Origin of the sequence: Paenibacillus sp. CR_12, from assembly GCF_041953985.1 — a bacterium.
GTDB classification, from domain to species: Bacteria; Bacillota; Bacilli; order Paenibacillales; family Paenibacillaceae; genus Paenibacillus_AQ; species Paenibacillus_AQ lautus_A.
Genome location: NZ_JAVFHO010000002.1, coordinates 589,081 through 611,639 on the forward strand (window position 1 = coordinate 589,081; position 22,559 = coordinate 611,639).

General features: G+C 49.5%; 16 protein-coding genes. 3 read left to right on the plus strand and 13 right to left on the minus strand.

Going from position 1 to position 22,559, the window contains the following annotated elements:
* Positions 1-29: 29 nt before the first annotated feature.
* From RB297_RS06335 to RB297_RS06360, 6 genes are all read right to left on the minus strand, one after another.
* Entirely contained in the window at positions 30-2,381 is a 2,352-nt protein-coding gene (locus RB297_RS06335) for a family 43 glycosylhydrolase (protein WP_483874349.1), read from the minus strand.
* Positions 2,382-2,503: 122 nt separating this feature from the next.
* On the minus strand, positions 2,504-3,340 hold the full coding sequence (locus RB297_RS06340; protein WP_015735774.1) for a carbohydrate ABC transporter permease: 837 nt from the start codon (positions 3,338-3,340) through the stop codon (positions 2,504-2,506).
* An 11-nt stretch (positions 3,341-3,351) separates the two neighbouring features.
* Positions 3,352-4,245, minus strand: coding sequence for a carbohydrate ABC transporter permease (locus RB297_RS06345; RefSeq protein WP_015735775.1), 894 nt, complete (start codon positions 4,243-4,245; stop codon positions 3,352-3,354).
* A 93-nt stretch (positions 4,246-4,338) separates the two neighbouring features.
* Positions 4,339-5,724: an ABC transporter substrate-binding protein gene (locus RB297_RS06350; RefSeq protein ID WP_375120066.1), complete on the minus strand. Its 1,386-nt coding sequence runs from the start codon at positions 5,722-5,724 to the stop codon at positions 4,339-4,341.
* A gap of 135 nt (positions 5,725-5,859) precedes the next feature.
* A complete protein-coding gene (locus RB297_RS06355; RefSeq protein ID WP_375120067.1) occupies positions 5,860-6,936 on the minus strand; it encodes a GntR family transcriptional regulator in 1,077 nt (358 codons plus the stop codon).
* A 198-nt stretch (positions 6,937-7,134) separates the two neighbouring features.
* A complete protein-coding gene (locus RB297_RS06360; protein ID WP_375120068.1) occupies positions 7,135-8,190 on the minus strand; it encodes a GntR family transcriptional regulator in 1,056 nt (351 codons plus the stop codon).
* A gap of 131 nt (positions 8,191-8,321) precedes the next feature.
* Between RB297_RS06360 and RB297_RS06365 the strand changes: the two genes are divergently transcribed.
* Positions 8,322-9,923: a sialidase family protein gene (locus RB297_RS06365; protein WP_375120069.1), complete on the plus strand. Its 1,602-nt coding sequence runs from the start codon at positions 8,322-8,324 to the stop codon at positions 9,921-9,923.
* Positions 9,924-10,115: 192 nt separating this feature from the next.
* Here RB297_RS06365 and RB297_RS06370 read toward each other — a convergent pair whose 3' ends face one another.
* Both RB297_RS06370 and RB297_RS06375 read right to left on the minus strand, forming a co-directional pair.
* A complete protein-coding gene (locus tag RB297_RS06370; RefSeq protein WP_096774084.1) occupies positions 10,116-11,420 on the minus strand; it encodes a hypothetical protein in 1,305 nt (434 codons plus the stop codon).
* Positions 11,413-11,979: an RNA polymerase sigma factor gene (locus RB297_RS06375; RefSeq protein WP_228468897.1), complete on the minus strand. Its 567-nt coding sequence runs from the start codon at positions 11,977-11,979 to the stop codon at positions 11,413-11,415. Before RB297_RS06375 ends, RB297_RS06370 begins: the two co-directional genes overlap by 8 nt.
* Before the next feature lie 147 nt (positions 11,980-12,126).
* Here RB297_RS06375 and RB297_RS06380 point away from each other — a divergent pair, with 147 nt between their 5' ends.
* Both RB297_RS06380 and RB297_RS06385 read left to right on the plus strand, forming a co-directional pair.
* Entirely contained in the window at positions 12,127-12,297 is a 171-nt protein-coding gene (locus RB297_RS06380) for a hypothetical protein (protein WP_228468896.1), read from the plus strand.
* A gap of 11 nt (positions 12,298-12,308) precedes the next feature.
* Positions 12,309-12,488 (plus strand): H-type small acid-soluble spore protein, encoded by a 180-nt coding sequence (locus RB297_RS06385; RefSeq protein WP_009592545.1) that lies wholly within the window; start codon positions 12,309-12,311, stop codon positions 12,486-12,488.
* 163 nt (positions 12,489-12,651) lie between these two features.
* Here the strand turns inward: RB297_RS06385 and RB297_RS06390 are convergent, their stop codons facing one another.
* From RB297_RS06390 to RB297_RS06410, 5 genes are all read right to left on the minus strand, one after another.
* Entirely contained in the window at positions 12,652-14,928 is a 2,277-nt protein-coding gene (locus RB297_RS06390; protein WP_096774585.1) for a beta-glucosidase family protein, read from the minus strand.
* 19 nt (positions 14,929-14,947) lie between these two features.
* Positions 14,948-16,189, minus strand: coding sequence for a PTS sugar transporter subunit IIC (locus RB297_RS06395; RefSeq protein ID WP_192571602.1), 1,242 nt, complete (start codon positions 16,187-16,189; stop codon positions 14,948-14,950).
* A gap of 206 nt (positions 16,190-16,395) precedes the next feature.
* The gene (locus RB297_RS06400; RefSeq protein WP_375120070.1) at positions 16,396-18,888 is read right to left on the minus strand and encodes a GH39 family glycosyl hydrolase; all 2,493 of its coding nucleotides are present in this window, start codon (positions 18,886-18,888) and stop codon (positions 16,396-16,398) included.
* A gap of 209 nt (positions 18,889-19,097) precedes the next feature.
* Positions 19,098-20,687: a response regulator gene (locus RB297_RS06405; protein WP_375120071.1), complete on the minus strand. Its 1,590-nt coding sequence runs from the start codon at positions 20,685-20,687 to the stop codon at positions 19,098-19,100.
* A gap of 22 nt (positions 20,688-20,709) precedes the next feature.
* Positions 20,710-22,455 (minus strand): sensor histidine kinase, encoded by a 1,746-nt coding sequence (locus RB297_RS06410; protein WP_375120072.1) that lies wholly within the window; start codon positions 22,453-22,455, stop codon positions 20,710-20,712.
* Between the last annotated feature and the right edge of the window lie 104 nt (positions 22,456-22,559).

The window sequence follows — 22,559 nt, forward strand, 5'->3', positions numbered from 1 at the left end:
ACTCTCCATCTTCTGTTAGTTTATCGTTTCTATTTGGTTCCTATGGATTCCACCGTTAAATCGCCAAGCCCGATCTGTTCAGCATGAACCGATCGAATGCCGACCCTCCCCTGCATGAAGGCCTGGGGATCGTCATACGTCAGGACAGGCTCTTCTCCATCCTCGACGAAGACGCGGATCGTCCCGTGAACTGCTTCGATGCGCAAGCTGACGGGCTTGTTCCGTTCCAGCTCAACTTTGATGCTTTGAAGCAGCTCGGAATCGTAATTATGTTTGTACAGTTCCAGTTTCGTGGCGGTGACCGCGAGGAAATATCCCATCAGCGAATCGCTCACTTGATCCCTGAAATCCGACTCGTTTGTCACCCGGAAGAGTACGCCCGCTTGACCGGACGGATCATCGCCCAGCGTTACGGTCGTCCGGATGCGGTAGTCGGACCAAAGGCGGCTGCCTCCATACATCTTGGCATCGGCATCGGCTGCTCCGGCATAACTTCCGGCGGTTTCGTTCCAACGGCCGTGAACATCCTCGGAACTTGCTTGTTCCAATAAACGTTCGATCTTGAATGCTTGATCATCGACCAGCTCGAATTCCATCGTTTTCCACTCCAGCTGCCCATTGTCCAATTGAATGGCGAGGCTATGTAATCCCTTTTCGAGCTTTAGGGATCCTACCCGAATTTTTACCCAGGGTTCGCTGCTGGCGTCATGGCTGCCGTCGATTTTATAGCTTCCGGCTTTTTGATCGTCCACGAGCAGCTTAAAGGCTGCCGGCCCCGCGTCAGCCTTGACCGACAAGTCCAGCGCATAGGTGCCCGATTCCGAAACGTTTACTGCATAACGCAGCCAATCGCCTTTTTCCGTAAGCGCAGCCGAATAGCTGCCATCCTCCGCCTGCCGGATCGCCGTTCCGTCCGAATGACGCCATGCGGCGGTTTCCGACGGTTGACGAACCGCATACCCCCTGCCTTCGCCGCTAAGATAATGCACGGCTTCCATGCTGCCGGGAAGCGGCTTGGCCGTTTCGAAGTCACTGCTGCCGTCGGCTTGATTCGAGAATGCGGTATACGACAATCCCGGTACGCCGTTATCGTACCGATACCCGATACGGCCAGGTCCGAACGTTTCCGAAGATTCATCCAGCTTCACTACGCCGTCCAGGTATACCCTAAGCCGCTCGTTCCCTCGTTCGATACGAATCGTGTGCAGCTTCGACCAATCCGTATCTTCCGGAAACTCCGCGGTGGCGAGCACTTTACGGTTGCCATCCTCCATCCTGCCCAAGGATAGTCGGTTTAGTTCCGGTTCGATTTCGGCGAACCCGAAACGGTTGGTCTCCTCATAGGCAAACAATGCGGCGACCCGCGTCTTTGACGGCACCAAATTATATTCCGCCGTATAGATGCGATCCGTGCTCTCCTTGGTGATGATTCGAGCGCCTCCTTCCGATTTCTCCGACTCCCACCGGCTCTCATCGATGGCGTCTGCGTCCAGCCGATCGGCAAAGACCGGCCCTCTCGGGATAGGCTGATCGTAATTCGTAGGACCCAGAATCTCCATCTTGTCTCCGTTGAATACCAGCCGGTCGATGTTCATGCGACGGACAGGCGGGCCTTCCTGGGATCTTCCCGTCAAGTTATGATAGACGAGATAATAAGAATCCAGATCGGGCCCCATCACCGTCGAGCTGTGGCCAAGCCCGTAAAAGTCCGGCTTAGTGCTGATGACGAGCGGATTGTTGGCCGGAATGCTGTACGGACCGAGCGGCGAATCATGCGATACGGCATAATGAATGCGGTAGCCTTTGCTGAATACATGATTCCCGGTATATGTCATGTAATAGGTACCGTTCCGCTTGATGATCATGGACCCTTCCGTCCAATGCCCCAAATAGGGCCCGGGAATCGTCTGACCGACGCCGAATTCGGCGGGTCCGTCCATCGGAACGCCGACAATGCCCGACGATCCAGCATGGGTAAACAGCCAGGAGCCGTCATCGTCGATAAAGACCGAGCCGTCGATGCTCATTCCGACATTCTCGGAGATTCTTTCGAACGGGCCTGTCGGCGATTCGCTTCGGAACACGTAATGTCCCCTTCCCGCCGGAGAAGTGTATAGATAGAACCACCCGTTCGAGTAAATCACTTCGGGGGCATAGGCTCCGGTCGATACAGGATCTTCCGTCACAAGCCCCGCATAGCTCCAATCGACCAGATTGTCCGACATCCAAGCCTTGATTCCCGTCCGATGATCCTTAGTGCTCACATACAGGTAATAGCGGCCGTCATGCCGCAGCACATACGGATCCCCATTGCCGTAATCCTCCCATTCTTCCTCCAACGACGGAAAGGGATTGGCATACATTTCATTGTATATTTCCATATCGACCGCCTCCGGTTTCGTGGTTGTATCGCATCCCGACAATGCCAATCCGGCCGCTAAACCTAACGCTCCGATACAACATGCGATTTTTGACAGGCGCGGCATTCTTATCGCCATGCGCCTCACCCCTTGATTCCGCTGATTGCCATCGATTCGATAAAGTATCTTTGGCAGAAAAAGAACACGATGATCACCGGCACCATGGAAATGATGGCTGCGGCCATGATCATCGGATAATCCGACTGGCCGATGTACATCGCCTGCATGGAAGCGATCAGCACTTGAATCGTTTGCTTCTCGGGCGTATGCAGGTAAATCAGCGGGCCGAGGAAATCATTCCAGATGCCCATAAAGCCGAGAGCGGCTTGGGCAGCGAGCGCCGGCTTCATGATCGGCAGCGCGATTTTGAAGAAGATGCCCGGAAAGCTGCAGCCGTCGATCTTCGCCGCTTCGATCAATTCGGTCGGCATCGCGCTCTGCAAATATTGGCGTATGAAAAAGATGACGACGATGTTGCCGAACAGGCCGGGTACGATGAGCGGCAGCAAGGTGTCTACCCAATCCAGCCTGGAAAACCCGATATACTGCGGTATCATTACCACCGAATACGGAATCATCATCGTTCCGAGCAAGCCCATGAAGAGCATGCCTTTGTAAGGGAATTCGAATTTGCCGAATGCATAGGCCGACATTGCGGATACCAGCATTCCTATGGTCAGGACGATCACCACGATGATCAAGCTGTTCATGAATCCATGCAGCAAAGGCGACTCCAGCCAAACCTTCGCATAGTTGCCGAACGTAATCGGTTCGGGAATCCATTGCGGAGGAATTTCGAATACGTTTCGCCGATCCTTCAACGAAGTCGAGATGGTCCAGATGAACGGAGCGATCATAAAGATCGATCCGAAAAGCAGCAGCAGCAGCGACCAGAGGTCCGTCATTTTTTCCCGTTTCACAGATTTCCCCCCTAGTCTTGGTAAACCCAGCGATTGGAAAGCTTGAATTGTATAAGCGTGACAACAAAGATGAGAATGCCCAGCACCCAGGCAACCGCGCTTGCATAACCCATGTTAAAGTACTGGAACGCATGCTGGAAAATATAATAGACCACCGTGGCCCCGCTGTATTCAGGCCCGCCGTCTACCGCCAGCACGTAAATTTGGCTGAACGACTGGAACGCCCCGATGATTCCCATGACCACGACGAAAAAATGAATAGGCGTGAGCAGCGGGATGGTAATCCGCGTCAGCTTGTGCCATGCGCCAGCGCCGTCGATTTCCGCGGCTTCATAATACGTCGAGGAGATGGATTGCAGGCCTGCAAGGTACAGCACCATGTTGCCGCCGATGCCGCTCCAAAGCCCGATCAGGATTAACGAAGGCTTCACCCACTCCGGCTTACCCAGCCAGTTAGGGCCGGCAATGCCGAACGTTTCCCACAGAAAATTGTTGAGCAAGCCGTAATCCTGATTTAATATCCACTGCCACAACAGCGATACGGCGATGACCGGCGAAATGACCGGAAGATAATAGATCGTGCGCATGAACGAGATGCCGGCGAATTTACGGTTCATCAGGATGGCCAGCAGCATCGAGAGCACCATGCCGATCGGAATGCCGATCATTAAATAAATCGTATTGTACATTGATTTGTACACTTTCTCGTCGCCCATAAGATCCTTATAGTTGGCGAGTCCCGCCCACTGCGGATCGGATAGCATATCCCATTTGTGAAAGCTGATATATATGGAGAACAAGATCGGCACAAGGCCGAACAAAAGAAACCCGAGAACCGGCGGAGCGACGAACAGATACAACCATGCCAGTTCTCTTCTGCGATACCCGCCAAGCTTGGTACCCATAATCCATTCCACCTTCGCCAGTATTCGATTGATCAGGACGTCTTGATACGGCGGGAGGCGCCGATATCCATGGCTGGCGCCCCGCCTGCTTCATTATTTATTGCCTTTGTCGTACAGCTCCTGCATCTTCGGCTGGATTTGGGCCGTAAAGTCTTTGGCCGACATCTCGCCGTTCCATACTTTGCTCGCGTTCTGATTGAACGTATCCATCCATTGCGTATCCTTGGAGAAAGCTATAACGTTAGGTCGTCCGTAATCTTGGATAATGTCCAGAAAGACTTGGCGCGTCTGCGGTCCTTTGTCCATTTCCTTAAATTCGCCTTCGGCCATGTTGATCAGGTTGGGAACCGCCTGGCCGAGCTGGTAGTTTTCGCGCTGGCCTTGCTCATCCAGCGATAAGAAGGCGGCCAAATCGAACGCTTCCTGCGGGTGCTTGGATTTTGCCGATACGGCAAATCCCATTGAGCCGAGCCAGGTCGCCGTTTGTCCCGTGTTCGGGCTTGCAGGCCATGCCGCAATATCCCAATCGAACGGCAGCTCCCAAAATGCCGGCTGATCCCACGGACCCATCGCAAACATGCCTAGCTGTCCGTTAATGAAGCGCGTATACGCATTCATCGCTTGTTCGGCTTCCTGATTCGGGCTGACCTTATACTTCAGGTTCAGGTCGGCAACAAATTGCATCGCCTCGTAGAATGCGGGCTCGTTGACCTTTACCGTGCCGGTGGCGTAATCGATGAATTCGCCGCCGTTGCCCCAAACCGCCGATTCCAGACTGTAAGCGCCTACACCATACTGTTCAGGCTTTCCGTCGCCGTTGTTGTCGACCGTCAGCTTCTGGGCAGCTTCCAGCATGTCGTCCCAGGTCCATTCCCCGGCTTTGGCCGAAGGATACGGCACATTCGCTTTGTCAAACAAATCTTTATTGTAGACAAAAGCCCACGGACCTACGTCCTTCGGCAGGCCGTACAAATCGCCCGCCCCGACCTTGCTGCCGTCAAAACGATAGCGGTCCATGGCCTGCTTCCATACGTTATCGGGATTAAACAATGACGTCTGATCCAGGTATGACTGGATGTTGAGAAGGGTGCCGGCTTCGGCGAAACGGTAAAACTCCGGACCGCCGACATAGAATACGTCCGGCACTTTGCCTGAACTGATCAGCGTTGTCATCTTCTGCGAGTATTCGCCCGGCGGCACCGAAGTGTATTTAACGGTGACGTGCGGATACTTCTCCTCAAAGGAAGCGATCAGCTTTTCGAAAATCTTTTTTTCGTTCGGATTGCCGTGGCCCATAAACTCAATCGTGACGGGTTCCTTCTGGTCCGTACCGGTGGACGCTTCCTGACCTGGCTTCGACGCGTCCGGGTTGCTTGTAGCAGTCCCTCCGTTTGTTCCGTTGCTGCCCCCGCTGCAAGCCGATAGCGCAAACACCAGCAGCAGCATCAACATACCTGCAAATTTGCTTTTCGTTTTCATGCGATCCCCCTCTTCTTTAACAAATGATTTGGTTGTAAGCGCTTTACGGAATCATAATAACTTATATTATTATAATTTTATATACTATATTTATTATAAAATTAGTGGTTTTCAGCGGCTTCACGGACGAACCTTTCATTCGTTTACCAGCATGACCGGCACCATAATCCTTCTTGCCTCAAAGGCTCCTTCAATTTGCTCGATCAGCAGCTCGACGGTCAAGCGGCACATTTCCTCTTCATTTTGACGGATAAACGGCACGTGCGGCAGATCCGGCGGATCGAACGTAATCAGCTCCAGATCCTCCGGTACGCGCTTACGGGATGCAACCGCCGCTTTATATGCACTTCGGCATAGCTCCGTATTGGCCGTAACGATGCCGGTAATTTCGGGATTGCCGTCTAAAAACTCCCTGATTTTATCGACGGAGTTCCCCGAGGCGATCTCCTCTAACGGGATTAGGCACCATAAGCTTTTGTCGATCGACATCCCGCGTTCCAGAAAAGCCTGCTCGAACCCTTGGGCTCTCTCGTCCGTCACGGTATTCGTAATCTCCGGTGAGATGAACGCGATCGACGAATGGCCATTGTTAATTAAATGCTCCACGGCTTCCTTTGTCCCGTTGACGTTGTCCGAGCTTACGCTGTACGTCTTGATTTCCTTCAAAAACCGGTCGATCAGGACAAAAGGGAAGCGGTCCAGCGACAGCCTTAAAATCGAATCGTTGTATGTCTCGTTTTCAACCGGAAAAATGATGATGCCGTCCACCCCCTGGTTCAAGAAGGACGAGATGACCTTGGACTCCTCGACCTGGGATTCTCGCGTAATTCTCAGCATCAGCTCAAAGCCGGCGGCGGTGGCATATTTCTCGATGTTGTCCAAAAATCGCTGGTCCACTTTCGTTTTCATCGTGGGCAGTACGAGTCCGATCCGTCCGCTTCTGCCCGGACCTGCCGTCCATTCGCCTAACTGATCGAGTGCGGAAGCGTTCTCCGGCCTGCTCATCACGAAGGTACCCTTGCCCTGGATCCTGACGAGCAAACCTTCCTCCATGAGTCCGACCAGCGCGTTTTTGCTTGTAATTTGACTGACGCGGTAACGTTCAGACAGTTCCTTCTCGGAAGGGACCCGGTCCCCTTCCCGCAGCTTGCCGATGGCGATCAGCCGCTTGATGTCTTCCTGAATTTTTTTATATAGCGGCAACGATTTCAACGCGCATCACAACCTTTATATTGTAAATAGTATATTTAGTATATTATTATAATATAACGTTCGAAATGTAAATATAAAACTGAACAAACCAGTGATTTGCCTCAAAATATACGAAAAAAAACGGCTGAACGAAGTTCAGACCGTTTTCACGATGATATTTCTCCTGTGTATCAAGCCAGTATCCTTGATGAACTTTGATCATTCCGGCCAAATCCATTGGACCGGGACGACCTCCCTTCGAGGCTCGTGCTTACCGGCCAGCTGTTCCGACAGCAGATCGACGGCACGCCGGGATACTTCATCCGGTTGCTGACGGATATAAGGAACGCCTTCAATATCAGGATCGTCAAAGGCGGCGAGCTGCGGTTTGCTCTCCGTCGCCGGCCAAATTTCCCGCATGGCGTAATGGGCATAGCGGGCCAGCTCCGCATTCACGCAAAAGACCGCGGTTACATCACTGCAGCCCTGCAAAAAACGGAGGACCTCCTGCGGTCCGTGCCCCTCCTGAATCGTAACCAAATCCAGCAAGCACCATAGCCTTTTGTCTATCGGCAAGCCCTGCTCCAGAAATGCGGCTTCGAAGCCTTTGGCTCTTTCGTCCGTAACCGAATTCGTGATCTCCGGAGACAGGAAGGCAATGTGCCTGTGCCCCTCCGCAAGCAAACCGGATATGGCTTCGCGTACGCCCTCGTAATTATCAGAGCTGACGCTATAGGTCCGAATCTCCTTCAAAAAACGGTCGACCAGCACCAGGGGGACCCGATCAAGCGACAAACGCAATATTGCGTTATTGTAGCTTTCCTGCTCGACCGGAAATATCAAAAAGCCATCGACTCCCCGTTCCCGGAACTGCTCGATCGCCCGGGATTCTTCCTCCTGTGATTCGCGTGAAATACGAATCAACAGATCGTATTCTCTTTCCGCGCAGTAGCGTTCCAGGCCGTCCAGCAGCTGCTGATCGATCTTGGTTTTCATCGTTGGCAATATGATCGCAATCGTTTTTTTCGTATCCGTCCGGGGCTGGGGTCCTTCCGAAGAGCCCTGCTCCCTAACAAAGGTGCCTTTTCCCCGGTAACGCACCAGAAAACCTTCCTCCACCAAACCGTTGAGCGCGTTTTTGGATGTAATCTGGCTTACGCCGTACCGCTGAGCCAGCTCCTTCTCCGACGGTACCAAGGCACCTGCCGGAAGCTCGCCGCTCTGAATACTGCGCCGTATATCGTTCTGTATTTGTTTATATAACGGATGCTCCATGTCATACCTCGCTTTTTACGACTGTCCAAACTGAAAAATAATATATATTTAGTATATCTTAATTTATACTAACTGCGATACAATCCATTTTAGAAAGCGCTTTCTAATCTGGATTGGAAGGATTGTTGCTTATGGAACGGAACAAACGCTTTTGGAAGAAACCGCTTGCCTTTATCGTGATGCTTGCGCTTGCTTTAACGTCATTTCCGTTGTCGCCGGCTCATGCGGCCTCTTCCGGGATGGCATGGGCTTCGCAGAAGATTGCTGTCTATACGCCGCCTTCAGGCGGTGTATGGTATCCTCGGCTGCTCAAACTAACGCCGAGCGAATGGCTCGTATCGTTTGACACAAACGCCGGCGGAGGGAACACCCGCATCGTGGTTTCCCGGACGCAGGACGGCGGCTACACATGGAGCAATCCGGCTACGGCCGTCTCAAGCAGCGCGGGAAATGTTGGGAACGGACAGATGATGAGGCTGCCGAGCGGAGAAATTTGGTTAGCCTACCGTCATGTCGTGCAGAGCGGCTCGACCTATGATATCCAGCTAAACGTCCGGCGGAGCGTCGACGGCGGGTATACTTGGAGCGATTTGCCTGGCGGCTTGATCGGAAGTTCAACCGCCTCCAGTTTTAAAGGTCTGTGGGAGCCGCATTTGGAAATGATTAACGGCACGATAGCCGTCCTTTATGCAGATGACAGTCCGGCGGCGGTAGGTACGACCGGGCGGCAAAATTTGTACATGAAAACGTGGAACGGAAGCGGCTGGGGCAGCCGGATTACGGTCAGCGACGGCGTTGCCACCGGTTCTCGCGATGGCATGCCGGTCATCACGCGGATGCAAGACGGCCGCTATATGACCGTATTCGAAGCGTCGGACGTCGCAGGCCACCCTTTTGTCATTAAATATAAAATATCCCCGGACGGCTTGAATTGGTCGGTTCCGCGCCAAACGCTGTACGTGCCGGTCGGCAACGGCAAAAAAGCCGGCGCTCCTTTTGTCGTAACACTTCCCGACGGCCGTCTGATGGCCGCATTCCAAACCGATGAGAGCAGCGCCAATACAGGGGATCCCTACACTTCGATGTTTACCATGATCAGTTCCGACAACGGTGCGACATGGCAGTACAAAACCAACGTTTTTCCGGTATCCGATACGAAGTCTTCCAATTGGAACTCCCTGATGACCGTCGATTCGACCCGCGTCGCAGCCGTGACGAGCGCGACTGATCCGGTTAGCGGAATCTATCTGCGCTTTGGCTATACCGTTACTCCTTCGCAGACGAATCTCGTTAACAATCCCGGATTTGAAACGGCGAACGTAGCTGGCTGGACCACGTACGGCGACGATTACCCGAACCGCATCCTGATTCACGGAGCCAATGACGGCGTCGGGCTTCCCGCGGCGGAAGGCTCTTACTTTGTTGGACTTGCGGGCACGAGCGGGCCTGCAACCGCCTACGTCGGCCAGACCATTACCGGTCTCGATAACGGTACGTATACGATGCGGGCCCGCATGCGTAGCAGCGGAGGCCAGAACAGCTGCGTCATGGAAGTGAAGGACTATGGCGGCGGGATGCGCCAAACGGGCTGCCCGGTCACGACGGCGTGGACGCCTGTCACGATCTCGAATATCCAAGTGACGGCGGGCAAGGCAACGATCGGGTTTTACGTGTCGAACTCCTCCTCTTCCCAATGGGCAGATATCGATCAGGTTGAGTTTTTTCGGAACTGAATGAGTTAGCCCTCTGCCGAATCCCATCCGGGTCAAACAAACATTGGCAGACTGTCGCAAAGGGACACGCCAGATAATAAATCCTTGAACCCGAATAATGAAAACTAAAAAAGCCGCTCTAAGCGGCTTTTTAGTTTCCTCTTTTCCCAGTCAGTCTGATAATCATGATGGTTCCCGCACTTCACGCCCCTCTTAAATCTCCTCTAATGTTGCCTCCGCCACAAGAAACGTGTTCCCGTCGTATTCGTAGCGCAGCCGGACCTCTGCCGGAAAGTTGCCCGGCGATACCTGGATCGGCACCGAAGCATAGAGGGTGTTTTCTTCCACGGAATACCTGACAATGCTGCCAAGTGCGGGCTGGTCCAGCCAAAAACCGGCGTCCTCCTCTTTGTATTCAAAGCTGCGGGTTACGCCGCTCAACGTAAGTTGAAATATCCTTTTCCCGTCTTCCGCCGTCATATGGTAGCTTAGTCTGGATTGTGACGCAAGGACCGGGTCGGCTGCCATCACTTCGATGAGATCGTCGGTAAGAAGTTTCAATGCGGATTCGCGCATCCCTGTTCCGTAACCGGTTGTCAAAACGATTGCCAGTATATCCTTCTCCTTCCCGCTGCTGCCTGGGGACAGTATCGCGGTTTCCGGATAATAGGATTCGTTACTCACGCTGCTCCAATCTGCGAAGGTTCGTTCACTGTCGCCATATTGAACATTGATCGAACGAATGGTTCCTGCCTCCTTGAACAGAGTACCCGTAATCTTCAGATCCAAGGCTGCATCTTCCTTTAAAGTAACGGTTGTTCCTTGATCGTCTCCAGCCTCGAAATCGTCCCGTGGTGTTCCCTTTTCGTCAGTGCTTATTAGTTGGATTTGCGAGATTCGGTGGGTATCATTACGAATCGTTACATCTATCGTTTCCTCATATACCATCGGGATCGAATCCCGGAGCAGCAGACGGAGCTTGTATACCGTTTGTTCAGCATCTGTCGTAATCTCGTTTACGTATATTTCATAAACCCAGGGACTGGACACATCATAGCGTTCAAGCGGCCATTTAACCTCGGGATGCTCCCAGATGTCCGGCGTCGGGCCGCCCCAGATGCCAATCTCCCGCTTTAAAAGCGCTGTTGCCAGCGTCACGATCGTACGGTCACTCTCCTGCGAGACTTCACGGTCCGCAAGGTTCCACCAATCGAAATCGCCTCCTGACCCGGATACGAAGCCGGATTGGAACGTCCCGCCCTTTGGTACAACCGGACCTGGGCTTACCGGATTAGCGTTGGGTACAGACTGGTAACCGAACCAGATTCCAACCCCGAACAAGAGCAGCACTACGGGAACAAAGGCACCGATAGTTCGGATCCAGTCCCTGCGGAATCGTTTCTTTTCAACAGCCTGAAGACGTTCCTCCACGGCCTCCATCATGTCCGTCCGGAAACGCTGGTTCTTAAATGGCGGATCAGCCAGCCTTCGATTCCAATCCGGTCTCCAATCATTCATCCTCGATCGCTCCTTTCCATGCGGCGGCCACCTTCTGTTTGGCCCTGAAAATTCTGGACTTTACCGTGCCTGGCGAAAGGCCTGTAATGGCGGATATTTCATCTATGGATAGCTGATGATGCAGACTAAGCACGAGCGGATCTCGAAATTTAGCTGGCAGCTTCAGTACCTGCTTCCACAATTCATCGGCCTCTGCCCGTTCCAAATATTCCGCTTCGGCTGATGGCGAAATCGGGGTCCGTATCGTCCCCTTCTGCCCGGTCCCGGGAGGTTGCTCGCCCATCAGCACCACTCTGCGCAGGAACGCTCGCTTCAGATAGGAAAGCGCGGTGTTGCGCGTGATTTTCAAAAGCCAGGTCTTGACGGAAGCCTCCCCCCGAAAGGAAGCAAAATGTTGATAGGCTTTAATAAACACATCCTGCGCGACATCATCTGCCGTGTGCGTGTTTCTAGTTATGACGAAAGCATAGTTCCAGACGTCCTCCCCGTAGGATTCCATAAGCATCCGAATGTCCGAAGTTTTCAGCTCCGCGGAATGCTGCATCTGCATTTCCTTCAAAGCAGTTCTCCCCCCTCACCAAAACAGACTCCTTAGGGTCGATGAAAGTTCCCGAAATTATATAAATTTGCATAGGTTCATACATATTGGTGCATTGTAGTAATGCAGCTTTTTACAATGGATATATCATCACATGGAGGGATCATTTTGGCAAAGAGCAAACAACAACAGGAAGCACATGGGATCGGACAAGTCGAGCAGCAGCTCAATCATCAAATGGAGGCTGCCGAAGAAATTCAAGGAACGCCGAAATTGGACCGGGAAATTAAAAAAGCCGTTAACCGGCAGGCTGATCCATTGAATGACCTTTCGGAATAAGGAGAATTGTCATGAATAAACAAAGAGCGATTGAAATTTCGGAATCGGCCATTATGAAACATGTAACTTATCAGGATACCCCCATCTATATCCAGCATGTGAATGAGGATGAAACCGCTCGGGTTTATCCGATCGGCAACTCGGAGCAGGAAATGACCGTCCCTTTATCCAGTCTCACGGAGCATCCGTAAGATAGAAGATATAAGCTTCTACAGCCCATTCAAACCTTCAAAAAAAATCCCATCCAGATTCAGTGGATGGGATTTTTTATTTCTAAAACGCCTTTCTTATAGGCATCAAAAAGCTTGGGACCCTGTTCTGGTCCCAAGCTATAATAAGGAATATTATCTAGTCTTATACGTTGATGCGTCGCTCATAAACTCTTCTTATAAGTTCTTCAATAATTTCATCAGGCGACCGGTCACCCAACCAGGTTTGACCATACATTTGCAATATTTTAATGAGTGGACCATCTTCCCAAAATCCGACGAATTCATCATTGAGGTAAATCTTTTCAACGACATGCTGGTTCATCTCATCGAGGCATTCTTCCAAAACTGATTTCGCGACTGGATCGCTAATCCAATCGCTAATCAGGCTGAATTTATGAAATGATACTTCTTCCTTTCCAAAATCACAATACAATCGCTCCGTAATTCTTATATCGCGAGAAGAGCTTCCAAGCGCAATTTGGAAATAACCGCTCTCCGCTACCCAGCGGTTATACTTGGTGTTGTAATAAGCAAAGTCTCTTTCTTCAAGTTCAAAAACAATCTGCTGTTTCTCCCCAGGAGCCAACTCGATTTTAGAAAATGCCTTCAATTCTTTCTCCGGACGCGTCCAGGTGCATTCTTCGTCATGCACGTAAAGCTGAACGACCTCTTTCCCTGTTCGGTTCCCGATATTCTCCAGCCAGAAAGAGACCGTGATCCCTGTCTCTGTTTGAGTTGTCTTCATATCCCTATAGGCAAACGAAGTGTAGGATAAGCCATGGCCAAACGGAAACTGCGGAGCGAGTTCCTTTCGATCGTAGTATCGATAGCCGATGAACAGCCCTTCACGATAATACAGCTTGCCGTTTTCACCGCGAATCCTCATATGTGAAGGATTGTCTGAAAGCTTAACCGGAAACGTCTCGGACAGTTTACCGGAGGGACTCACCTCCCCAAACAAGATTTCAGCAATCGCTTTACCCATGCCTTGTCCGGAAAGCCATGAGTGAATGACAGCGGGAACATGCTGAACCCAAGGACGCATCGCCAAAGCTGTACCACTGGTGGTCACCACAATGCACTTCGGTTGTACGGCTGCAATCGCCTGAATAAGCCGAACCTGCTGTTCCGGCAAATCAATGCCCTTCAAATCACGCATCTCGGATTCTGCGTATTCAGGCTGGCCAACGAAGATAACCGCAACATCAGATTTTGCCGCCAATGCAACACTTTCCTTAATCACTTCCTCATGAACGGAGTCATCTTCAGGATAGCCCTCGGCATAACTCAACTCAACGGAAGCTCCAGCCAACCGCTTCATTTCATCAAATGGAATATCAACGCGCGTAGGCGTAACTTTTGCGCTGCCGGCTCCTTGAATTCTAGGTTTTTTGGCAAAACGGCCGATAACTGCAATGGAATGGGTTGATTCTGCTTGGATCGGAAGGATGCCATTCTCATTCTTCAACAGCACAATGCTTTCTGCCGCAGCTTTTCTCGCAAGATTGTGGTACTCCATAGGGGATGCCGGAACAGCTTCTTCCATACCGGTTACACGTTGTACGAGTTTTAGAATACGGGCAACGCTTTTATCGAGCTGCTCTTCTGCAAGCACTCCGCTCTCAACGGCTTTGATAATCGCTTTCGTGTTATAGCCGGCAGGTCCCGGCATTTCGAGATCAAGTCCTGCTTTCAACCCACGAATCCGATCATTCACGGCCGTCCAGTCCGAGATGACGACCCCCTCGTATCCCCATTCTTCTCTCAAAATATCATGCAATAAGTGTTCATTCTCGCTGGTATACGAGCCATTAAGCAAATTATAGGAGCACATGACGGTCCAAGGATCCGATTTTTTGATAATTCGTTCAAAGGCGCTTAAATAAATTTCGCGCAGCGTTCGTTCGTCTACTTCTGAACTCGTCACCATCTTCTCGAATTCTTGGTTATTGCAAGCAAAGTGTTTAAGTGAAGCCCCGACTCCTTTGCTCTGGAGGCCATTAATGAAAGCAGCGCCCAGTTCCCCTGTCAGGCAAGGATCTTCGGAGTAATATTCGAAATTTCTTCCCCCAAGCGGAGTCCGTTTCATGTTGATCCCTGGGCCGAGCAGCAATTCTACGCCCATCTCTTTGGATTCATTACCGAGTGCTTCCCCGACTTCGCGCAGCAGTTCCGTGTTCCACGAAGAACCGATAGCTGAGCCAGTGGGATAACATGTTGCCGGAACATTCTCAGTCGTAATCCCCATTTCATCGTCACTGTTCGTTTTGCGGATCCCATTCGTTCCGTCATACATATGAACCGGCGGAATGTTGAGTCTCTCGATCCCCTTGGTCATCCACATGTTTAATCCCGCGCAGAGGGATGCTTTTTCAGTAAGTGTCATTTCCTTTATCCATTCGTTAATCGATGCATTCATTTGTATCCACCCTTTCATATCAAGCTTCTTCTTGGTACTCCCGCTCTTTCTTCAATTCCTGCGCATCGTACAGTTTAAAAAACGGAAACCATACGGCAAACACAATCAGTAAGACAACGGCGAGCAGAATAAGTCCATTGAATCCGGACATGAGGTAAGTCGACACACCGATCGGCGTATACCACAGCTGGAAGATTTTACTCGGAATTTGTGCAAACCCCATATCAAGAGCTAGGTAGACGATGATGGGTGTAATAAGACCATTGATCCACATAGGCACCATCAACAGCGGATTAAAAGCAACCGGCGCTCCATACACAACAGGCTCGTTAATATTAAATAGAGAAGGAATCAAAGTGGCTTTACCAATGGTTTTCAGCTTCTTGGATCTGGCAAACAGGAACCATATCACAAGCGGCAAGGTTGCGCCCATCCCTCCGATTCCAAGCCATCCGGAGAAGAATGTTTCAAAGGTATTAATGTTGACGGGATCCAGTCCCTGCGCCACCAATGCGGCATTTTCCTCAATCGCCGGAATCCATATGGCATACCAGATGGGCATCAGAACCCATGGGCTAACTCCGAAGGAGTACAGTACAACTCCAATAAAGTTGAACAGAACAAACCCGATCAGGCTTTGCCCCATAGCATTAATAGGCTCAAACACGCTCACAATCAGTCCAAAGATATCAAAGTGAAGCTGATATACAAGAACCCAGCCGATGCCCATGATCACGGCGATCGGTACCAGGAAGTCAAACCAATCCATAATAAACTCTGGCATGGAAGACCCTTTTTTAAAGAAAGAGAACTTAGCGCAGACATTCATGATGACGGCGATGAAGACGCCTACAATGAGTGCCGTTACCATACCCGCAGGACCGAAACGCTCCAGAACGAACTGAACGGTTCCATCCTCGTTTACGACGGGATTAAGCAGCATGAGGAATAAGGATATGCCGGTCATTCCCGCCAGCAGCTTGATTTTATGTCTCTCCTTCTTCTCCATGACCGTATACGGCGTTAGAAATGCAATAAACAAACCGAGAAGACCGAAGCTGAATGTCGTAATTGGCGTTAAATCCGGCATTCCAGGAATGAAGTCTTGCAAAATTGAAATCAAAGTAATAATGGAACCAATAAAGATCATTGGGATGGCAACCATAATGGCTTCTTGAATCGATGCTATCCAAATGTTATTTGTAATCGCATCCAATCTTGGCGCAAAGGATTCCGTCATCCATTTCATGAAACGCTTCATCTGTTTATTCCCTCCTGTGTTTCTGTTGTGGACATAGCTATAGTATAGATTTCATTGTTAACGCTTACTCGTTGTATATTGCCTCGTCTATGGTCGTTTTTTGTTTATTTCTCGTTTTTGCAGCCGGCAAATCGAAAGCGCCTGGAATGGACAGCAAAAAACACCCCTCTCTTATAGAGCGGTGGTGTTCTTGAAGCCTTTAGTGTTTAAAACTGTTTCTCTAAGGTGAGCAATAGGACACCATGCGGTGGAAGAACGATCTCTTTATACCAACCCTGATCCTCTATAGTCTCTGTTCGGATGACAGGGCCGCTTCTTCCGCGAAGATACGCGAGTTCCTCCTCTGTCAAGATTTCGGGTGCTCCCATACGGACCCACTCGTCAAAAACGGATCCATGATCTCTGTCCATCTGATAAGTCGTGCACTTATAGGTTCCTGAAAGATGAGGAATGACTTGAAACACCTTGCTGCCCTTCTCTTCGAACACGCCGTAACGGTTAAGATTGGACATCTCCGACCAGTCTCCGCTTGAAAACATATGATCCAAATGGACGTAATGATACAGCAGAAGCTGCATGCTCCCATCTTGATTCTGAGTGCCCACATAGCCTTCACCCTTAACGGTTATCTCTTCACCCAATTTCTGAAGAAGCTCAAAGGCGTAATAACTCGGCTTCTTAAGTCCATCCCGATTCATTAAACCAAAACCTCCGTAAAACGGAGAGGATGGAACAAGACTTTCCTCAAACACATCCGTAAAGCACCAAAAAGCCATGGCCTTTACGTCTCCCAGTGTATTCATCGCATGATACATCACAAATGGGGCCATAAACATGGTATCGTGCAGCAGGTGCCGGTCATAGAGCGAAAAGTTCCATTCGGTAATATGCAGCTCCATATCCCGGAAAGAGGCCACCTCCATTTTTTCCTGCAGTCGATGGATGCTCTCTTTATAAAAGGTTGGCGGCATCATTCTCGTCAATATGTTCTGCTCTGCTTTAAGCTGAGGATATTCCGAATAGATATGAAAGGAAAAGAAATCGACCGGAACTTGGTGCCTTTTGCAATATTCCATATACTCCTCGGTCCATGTGTCGTTCCAAAGTGACCCATAACCTAAAGCCGGGCCCCCTGTTTTTAGTTCAGGCAGAACCGACTTGATCACTCGAACGGTAGACTCATAAAACGAGAAGTATTCCTCCTTGCTGCCTGCCCAGCATACGCCTGATAAATCCGGTTCGTTCCAGACTTCAAAATACCATTGTTTTACTTCCTGAGCCCCATAGCGGTTTAAGCAGTGCTGGACGAACTCACGAACCAGCGCCTCCCATTTTGCCTGATCGGCCGGTGGGGAAATATTCCCTCTCCACCAGAATACCGTTTCGCTGGAGCGGCTGAGCAGGGTCGGCATGAAACCAAGCTCCACGAACGGCCGGATGCCCAGCCCAATAAGAAAGTCATACAGCTTGTCAACATAGGCCCAGTTATAGACAGGGGTCCCGTCATCCTGTTCGTTATACACCATCATCTCATCATTAAAGATGCCATGGAAGCGTATGTATTCAAAAGGAATTCGGGCTTTAAGCTCGGTCAGCTGCCGACGCCAGTCATCGCGCAGCCCTTCAACTGCCCTGCCCGCTGTTGTAATAACGTTCCAGTGCTTTTTGTACGCTGCTGACGACATCCCCGGCTTAATCTGTATTTGCTCATGATCCGTAACAACCGCTGTTAAAGGGATTGCTCTCTCCCGTTCTTGATCCGGCTTCACTTCCAGGTACCGATATAACGACCCCATCGCATTGATCGTATCTAATTCATAATAGTCTCCGCTCGAGGATTCTTCATAGGTAAGCGGTTTTCGATTAGGCTTATCCTGAAGCGAGGCAGCGGCTTCACGGTACGAGCTCGGTGTACAACCGTACTTCTCCTTGAAGTACTTATTGAATAGCTTTACGTTCGCAAAACCGCAATCCATCGCAATTTCGGTAATGCTCTTTTCACTTCCCGAAAGCTCCGACTGGGCCTTCTCCAAACGGATCAGCGTTAAATACTTTTGAAAAGGAATACCGATTTTATCGGTGAAGAAGTGAGAAAAATAATGCAAACTTAAGTGCTCTTGCTCCGCCATCGTCTGCAGTGTAATCTTCTCTTTGTAATTTTGATCGATATAGGTTAGAACCCGATTCAATCTTTTATAGTCATAGCTCTTGCCGCCTTCTTCAGCTTCCGGGTTGATTCCTTCCGAAAAATATCGCAATAAATGTCCACATAACGTTTGCAGCCTTCCCAAGGTAAAGCTTCGATAGCCTGGGGACTTCTTGTTCATTTCCCATACCATCTTCGCAAGCTCTTGCTTGATCGTGTCCAATCGGAAACCGACCGGCTCAGGCTCATTCGCTGAATTACAAGAAATAAAAACGTTATTTTGAAGCCATTCCGGCCCAAACTGAAGCGTTAATAATATATTGTCATGGTCATTCTGCTCAAACTTATGGATCGACATGCTGTTCACCACTACGACGTCGTCCTGATGTAGAACATACTCCTTCTGATCAAGATGCATGATAACAGAACCTTGGAGAACATAGACAATCTCCACCTCTTTATGCCAGTGAAATGGAACATGTTTCACGCTGTTGACAAACAGTTTAAAGGGCATATCCTCTTGATGCTCGATAAATTCATAAAGGTAACGCATAATTTGCCCTCATTTCTAATGAACTGAAACGATATAGCTTTGTTTTAAGTAGCGATTGGATTATTCAGTGTCTCATAGATTACAAACATATTCTTAGATTTTAGAAGCTTATCATTATAGCATGTATCGTTTACGACTTATACATACATTAGAAAACAGGCCATCCGGTACTAGTTTGACGGCTTATCGAATGAAAATCCTCGTTAAGATTAAGATTGCTGTCTAAACTCCTGCGGAGAAACTTGATATACTTTTCTGAACATTTTGGAAAAATGCGAGAAATTATGATAACCAAAGGTCTTGGCTACTTCGGATATGGGGATGGTCGATGTTAAGATCAAATCCTTAGCCTGCGACATCCGGACATGCAATATGTAATCTGTAATCGATTCGCCCACCTCGCGTTTGAACAGACGGGACAGATAAGCTGGATTGAGATGTACGAAGCTGGCAAGCTGTTCTCTTGTGATCGATTCGTGCAAATGTTCCTTAATATAGGATTGTATGCGTTGAATCACGGAGCAGCTTGGATGGAGCTGATCATGAATGACCTGAACGACTTGGAGAACCGTTGCTTTCAATTGTTCAATATTTCGCGGTTGAGCATACAGATGAATTCCTGCCTGATCCTGAAACAACTCCAACGCGGACAGTCCATTTTTATGAAGAATATAATGCACCATTTGCATAAATTCTTGCCGGAAGCCTTCAAGCTCACTAACCGAAAGCTGCGGGTATCGGCTCAGCTCTTCCATGCGTCCATGTATCTCTCGCTGCATTTCTTCGAGTTGGCCATGCTCCATAAGGAGGGTCCAGGTGGATATTCGCGGAATCATCGTCTTCATGGATTGGGTGCCTAGTGAAGCCAGCCTGTACACTTGGTTGGATTTATTCAGATTGTTGTATTCCATCTCCAGCAGCTGCCTGTACGTATCGGCAATTTCATACAAAGTGGATCGATTGCCGATATAACAGGAAATATTACAGCCAAAGTAGGTATAACAGTCCTGAATGTATGTTTCACAGCGCAAATTCAGTTCATGTGCAGCATCCCCCACCGTCCCCTCTTCTCCAGCAATAAGGACGACGTTCACCCCCTGCTTGGTCTGAATAACCTCTCCATGGCCGGCGGGCAGCAGCATTTCGGATGCGCCTTTGCGGATAGCGTATTCCATAATCTCTTCATCCTTTGTGCTGAGCTCGCGAAGCCACGATTCCACGCTCACCAGAACAGGCATGAATACAGCCTCTTGCAATCCGCTAAGCTCATGCTCCTCAAGAACATCCGTAACATTAGCTGGGGTGCAGACGATTCTTCCCGAAAATACATCATTCCAAAACTTATCCGTGATCAGGCTTTTTTTCTTCCGCCACAGCTCATAATACGGTTTGTAAAGCTCGCGCATATGACGGAGTTCCCGCTCCTGCTTAATCGAATGCAGCGCTTTGGCTATGGTAGTCTGAAGCACATCAAATTCGATCGGTTTTAACAAATAATCGAAGCCATCCAGCTGAATCGCTCTCTTCATGAAGTCATATGCGGAGTGAGCGGTTAGAAAAATGGTCTCTGTATCGGGAGAAATATCATTCACCCGCTCGAGCAGCTCGATTCCTGTCCCTTTGGGCATTTCGATATCACAGATCATAATATCAATCGGTGTGCGTTCAAAAACCTGTAATGCATCGCGCATATTATAAGCCTCATACACTTCAGATACCTGCAGTTCCTGCCAATTGACGCCGCTCTTAATTCCCATTACCGCATAGATCTCATCATCTACAATAAGTGCCTTATACATGCGACTACCCCCATACAGATCATCAATATGAAGTAAACTGCTCTACCGTTCGGAAAGGAAGTACAATTCTTATTCTGGCGCCTGAATTCGGAGCATTGTCAAACTCCAGGCGAGCCATATGTCCAAAGATATGCCTAAGACGGTACAGTACATTGGTGATTCCTAGATGCTCCCCTGTCTGATTCTCCATGTAACCGCCCGATTGTAATTTCTCCAGCACTTCCCGGGAGAAGCCGCTCCCGTTATCGGAAATCACGATCTCCAATTGATCATGGATAGGAAGGCTGATATGTATGGCAATATGAAAAGGATGATCCATGAAATCAAATCCGTATTTGATTGCATTTTCAATAAACGGCTGAATTAAGAGCGGCGGAATTGCCGCTTGGTCTGCCCCCTCCGAAATGTCGATTTCATAGGTGACTCGCTCTGGAAAGCGGACCTGCTGGATTTTGATATAACTCTCCATATGCTCCATTTCTTCGGCAATCGTTACCGCGATTTGATTCGTCTTCGTTGTAAAACGGAAGTACTTGACGAGGTTCATGCACATGAGCTGGATCACGCTATAATTCTTGATTTCAGCCAAATTGTAGACGATATTAATGGAGTTCAATAAAAAATGGGGATTGATTTGGAGCTGTAAATGCTTAAGTTCGGCCTGATGCGCCTTGATCTGTTCCTCGTAAACGCTGATCTTCAGCTCATGAATCTCGGAGGCCATGCTGTTGAATGTTTCGTTGATCATGGTGAATTCCTTCGCTTTAGACGCATGAAGCCGCGTGTCCCAGTCCCCGTGCTTGATCCTGCGCATCCCGCGGACAAGATTGTTCATGGGCTTCAGGATAATCTCATTGAGATAAACCAAATAGATAATCAGAATGATGAATGCCACGATGGATATGATGATAATCCCTCGACGAAAGTGATACAGATTCTTCAGCATTTGGGACTCGGGTACAAAAGCGCTGAGTATGACATCCGTGCCCTGAATTTGATTCATGACTACGATATATTTTTGATCATCCTTCTTTACGATTTGATAGACTTCGTTGGATTCAGAGGCAAGAGCGGTATTCAGGCGGTTCGTTCCGATAGCCGACGTATTGGTAATCAATTCACCCTGCTCATTCACAAAGCTGGCAAAGCCATATTCCAGATGAATCAAGTCCAGCGGAATCATCAGGTTCTCCAGTTCCACAAACGCCCCGAGGTAAAAATCATCTCCCGTATCCACCAGTCTGATCAACGCGTATTTTTGCTGGCTGTACTCTATCGCCTTCCATCCTCGGAAATAGGCGCTGTCCGGTCCAACCTCCTTGACCAGCTGTTCAATGGTCGTTTTGATGGACAACCACTCATCGTAAGATTGGGTCTTGATCGGTGTATTGAATAAATCCTGCTTCTGCACAGAGTAGATAAATTGAAGATCGACGCTGTTGTCAAACCGGTGATAGCGCGTAAGCGTATTCAAAATTCTGGCCTTGGCAAGAAAGTACTCGTCAGGATCATTGAGAAGCTGTGAGAGCGCCGCAATATTCGGATCTTCAACAGCAATGTTGTACAAAAAATTCGTTTCCTTGTTCAAGGCTGCCTCGATCTGGTGCGAATAGAGTATCATCGAATTTTTATTCGAGTCAGCTACCTGCTCCCTGATCGTATTGGATGCATAGTAGTTGTTGTAGAGAAGCAAGGCAACAAGAGGAACCGCGATCGTAACGAAACCGATGATTAGCTTAAAGCGAAGCGAGTCTTTAATATTCAACATAGGCATACACTACCTCGGCTCCATGGAAAGGTTGGCAGAATGTGCTTCTGCAGTATAGCAGGACATCTACACTCTGAGTATAGTCACATACAGGAAGAAAGGGA

Bases quoted from the DNA above. Each gene is read 5' to 3' on its own strand.
- RB297_RS06400 (WP_375120070.1), bottom strand. From the start codon at position 18,888: ATGCGTTACCTTTATGAATTTATCGAGCATCAAGAGGATATGCCCTTT.
- RB297_RS06360 (WP_375120068.1), bottom strand. From the start codon at position 8,190: ATGGAGCATCCGTTATATAAACAAATACAGAACGATATACGGCGCAGT.
- RB297_RS06345 (WP_015735775.1), bottom strand. From the start codon at position 4,245: ATGGGTACCAAGCTTGGCGGGTATCGCAGAAGAGAACTGGCATGGTTG.
- RB297_RS06405 (WP_375120071.1), bottom strand. From the start codon at position 20,687: ATGTATAAGGCACTTATTGTAGATGATGAGATCTATGCGGTAATGGGA.
- RB297_RS06395 (WP_192571602.1), bottom strand. From the start codon at position 16,189: ATGAAGCGTTTCATGAAATGGATGACGGAATCCTTTGCGCCAAGATTG.
- RB297_RS06365 (WP_375120069.1), top strand. From the start codon at position 8,322: ATGGAACGGAACAAACGCTTTTGGAAGAAACCGCTTGCCTTTATCGTG.
- RB297_RS06335 (WP_483874349.1), bottom strand. From the start codon at position 2,381: ATGGAAATATACAATGAAATGTATGCCAATCCCTTTCCGTCGTTGGAG.
- RB297_RS06350 (WP_375120066.1), bottom strand. From the start codon at position 5,724: ATGAAAACGAAAAGCAAATTTGCAGGTATGTTGATGCTGCTGCTGGTG.
- RB297_RS06410 (WP_375120072.1), bottom strand. From the start codon at position 22,455: ATGTTGAATATTAAAGACTCGCTTCGCTTTAAGCTAATCATCGGTTTC.
- RB297_RS06370 (WP_096774084.1), bottom strand. From the start codon at position 11,420: ATGAATGATTGGAGACCGGATTGGAATCGAAGGCTGGCTGATCCGCCA.
- RB297_RS06385 (WP_009592545.1), top strand. From the start codon at position 12,309: ATGAATAAACAAAGAGCGATTGAAATTTCGGAATCGGCCATTATGAAA.
- RB297_RS06390 (WP_096774585.1), bottom strand. From the start codon at position 14,928: ATGAATGCATCGATTAACGAATGGATAAAGGAAATGACACTTACTGAA.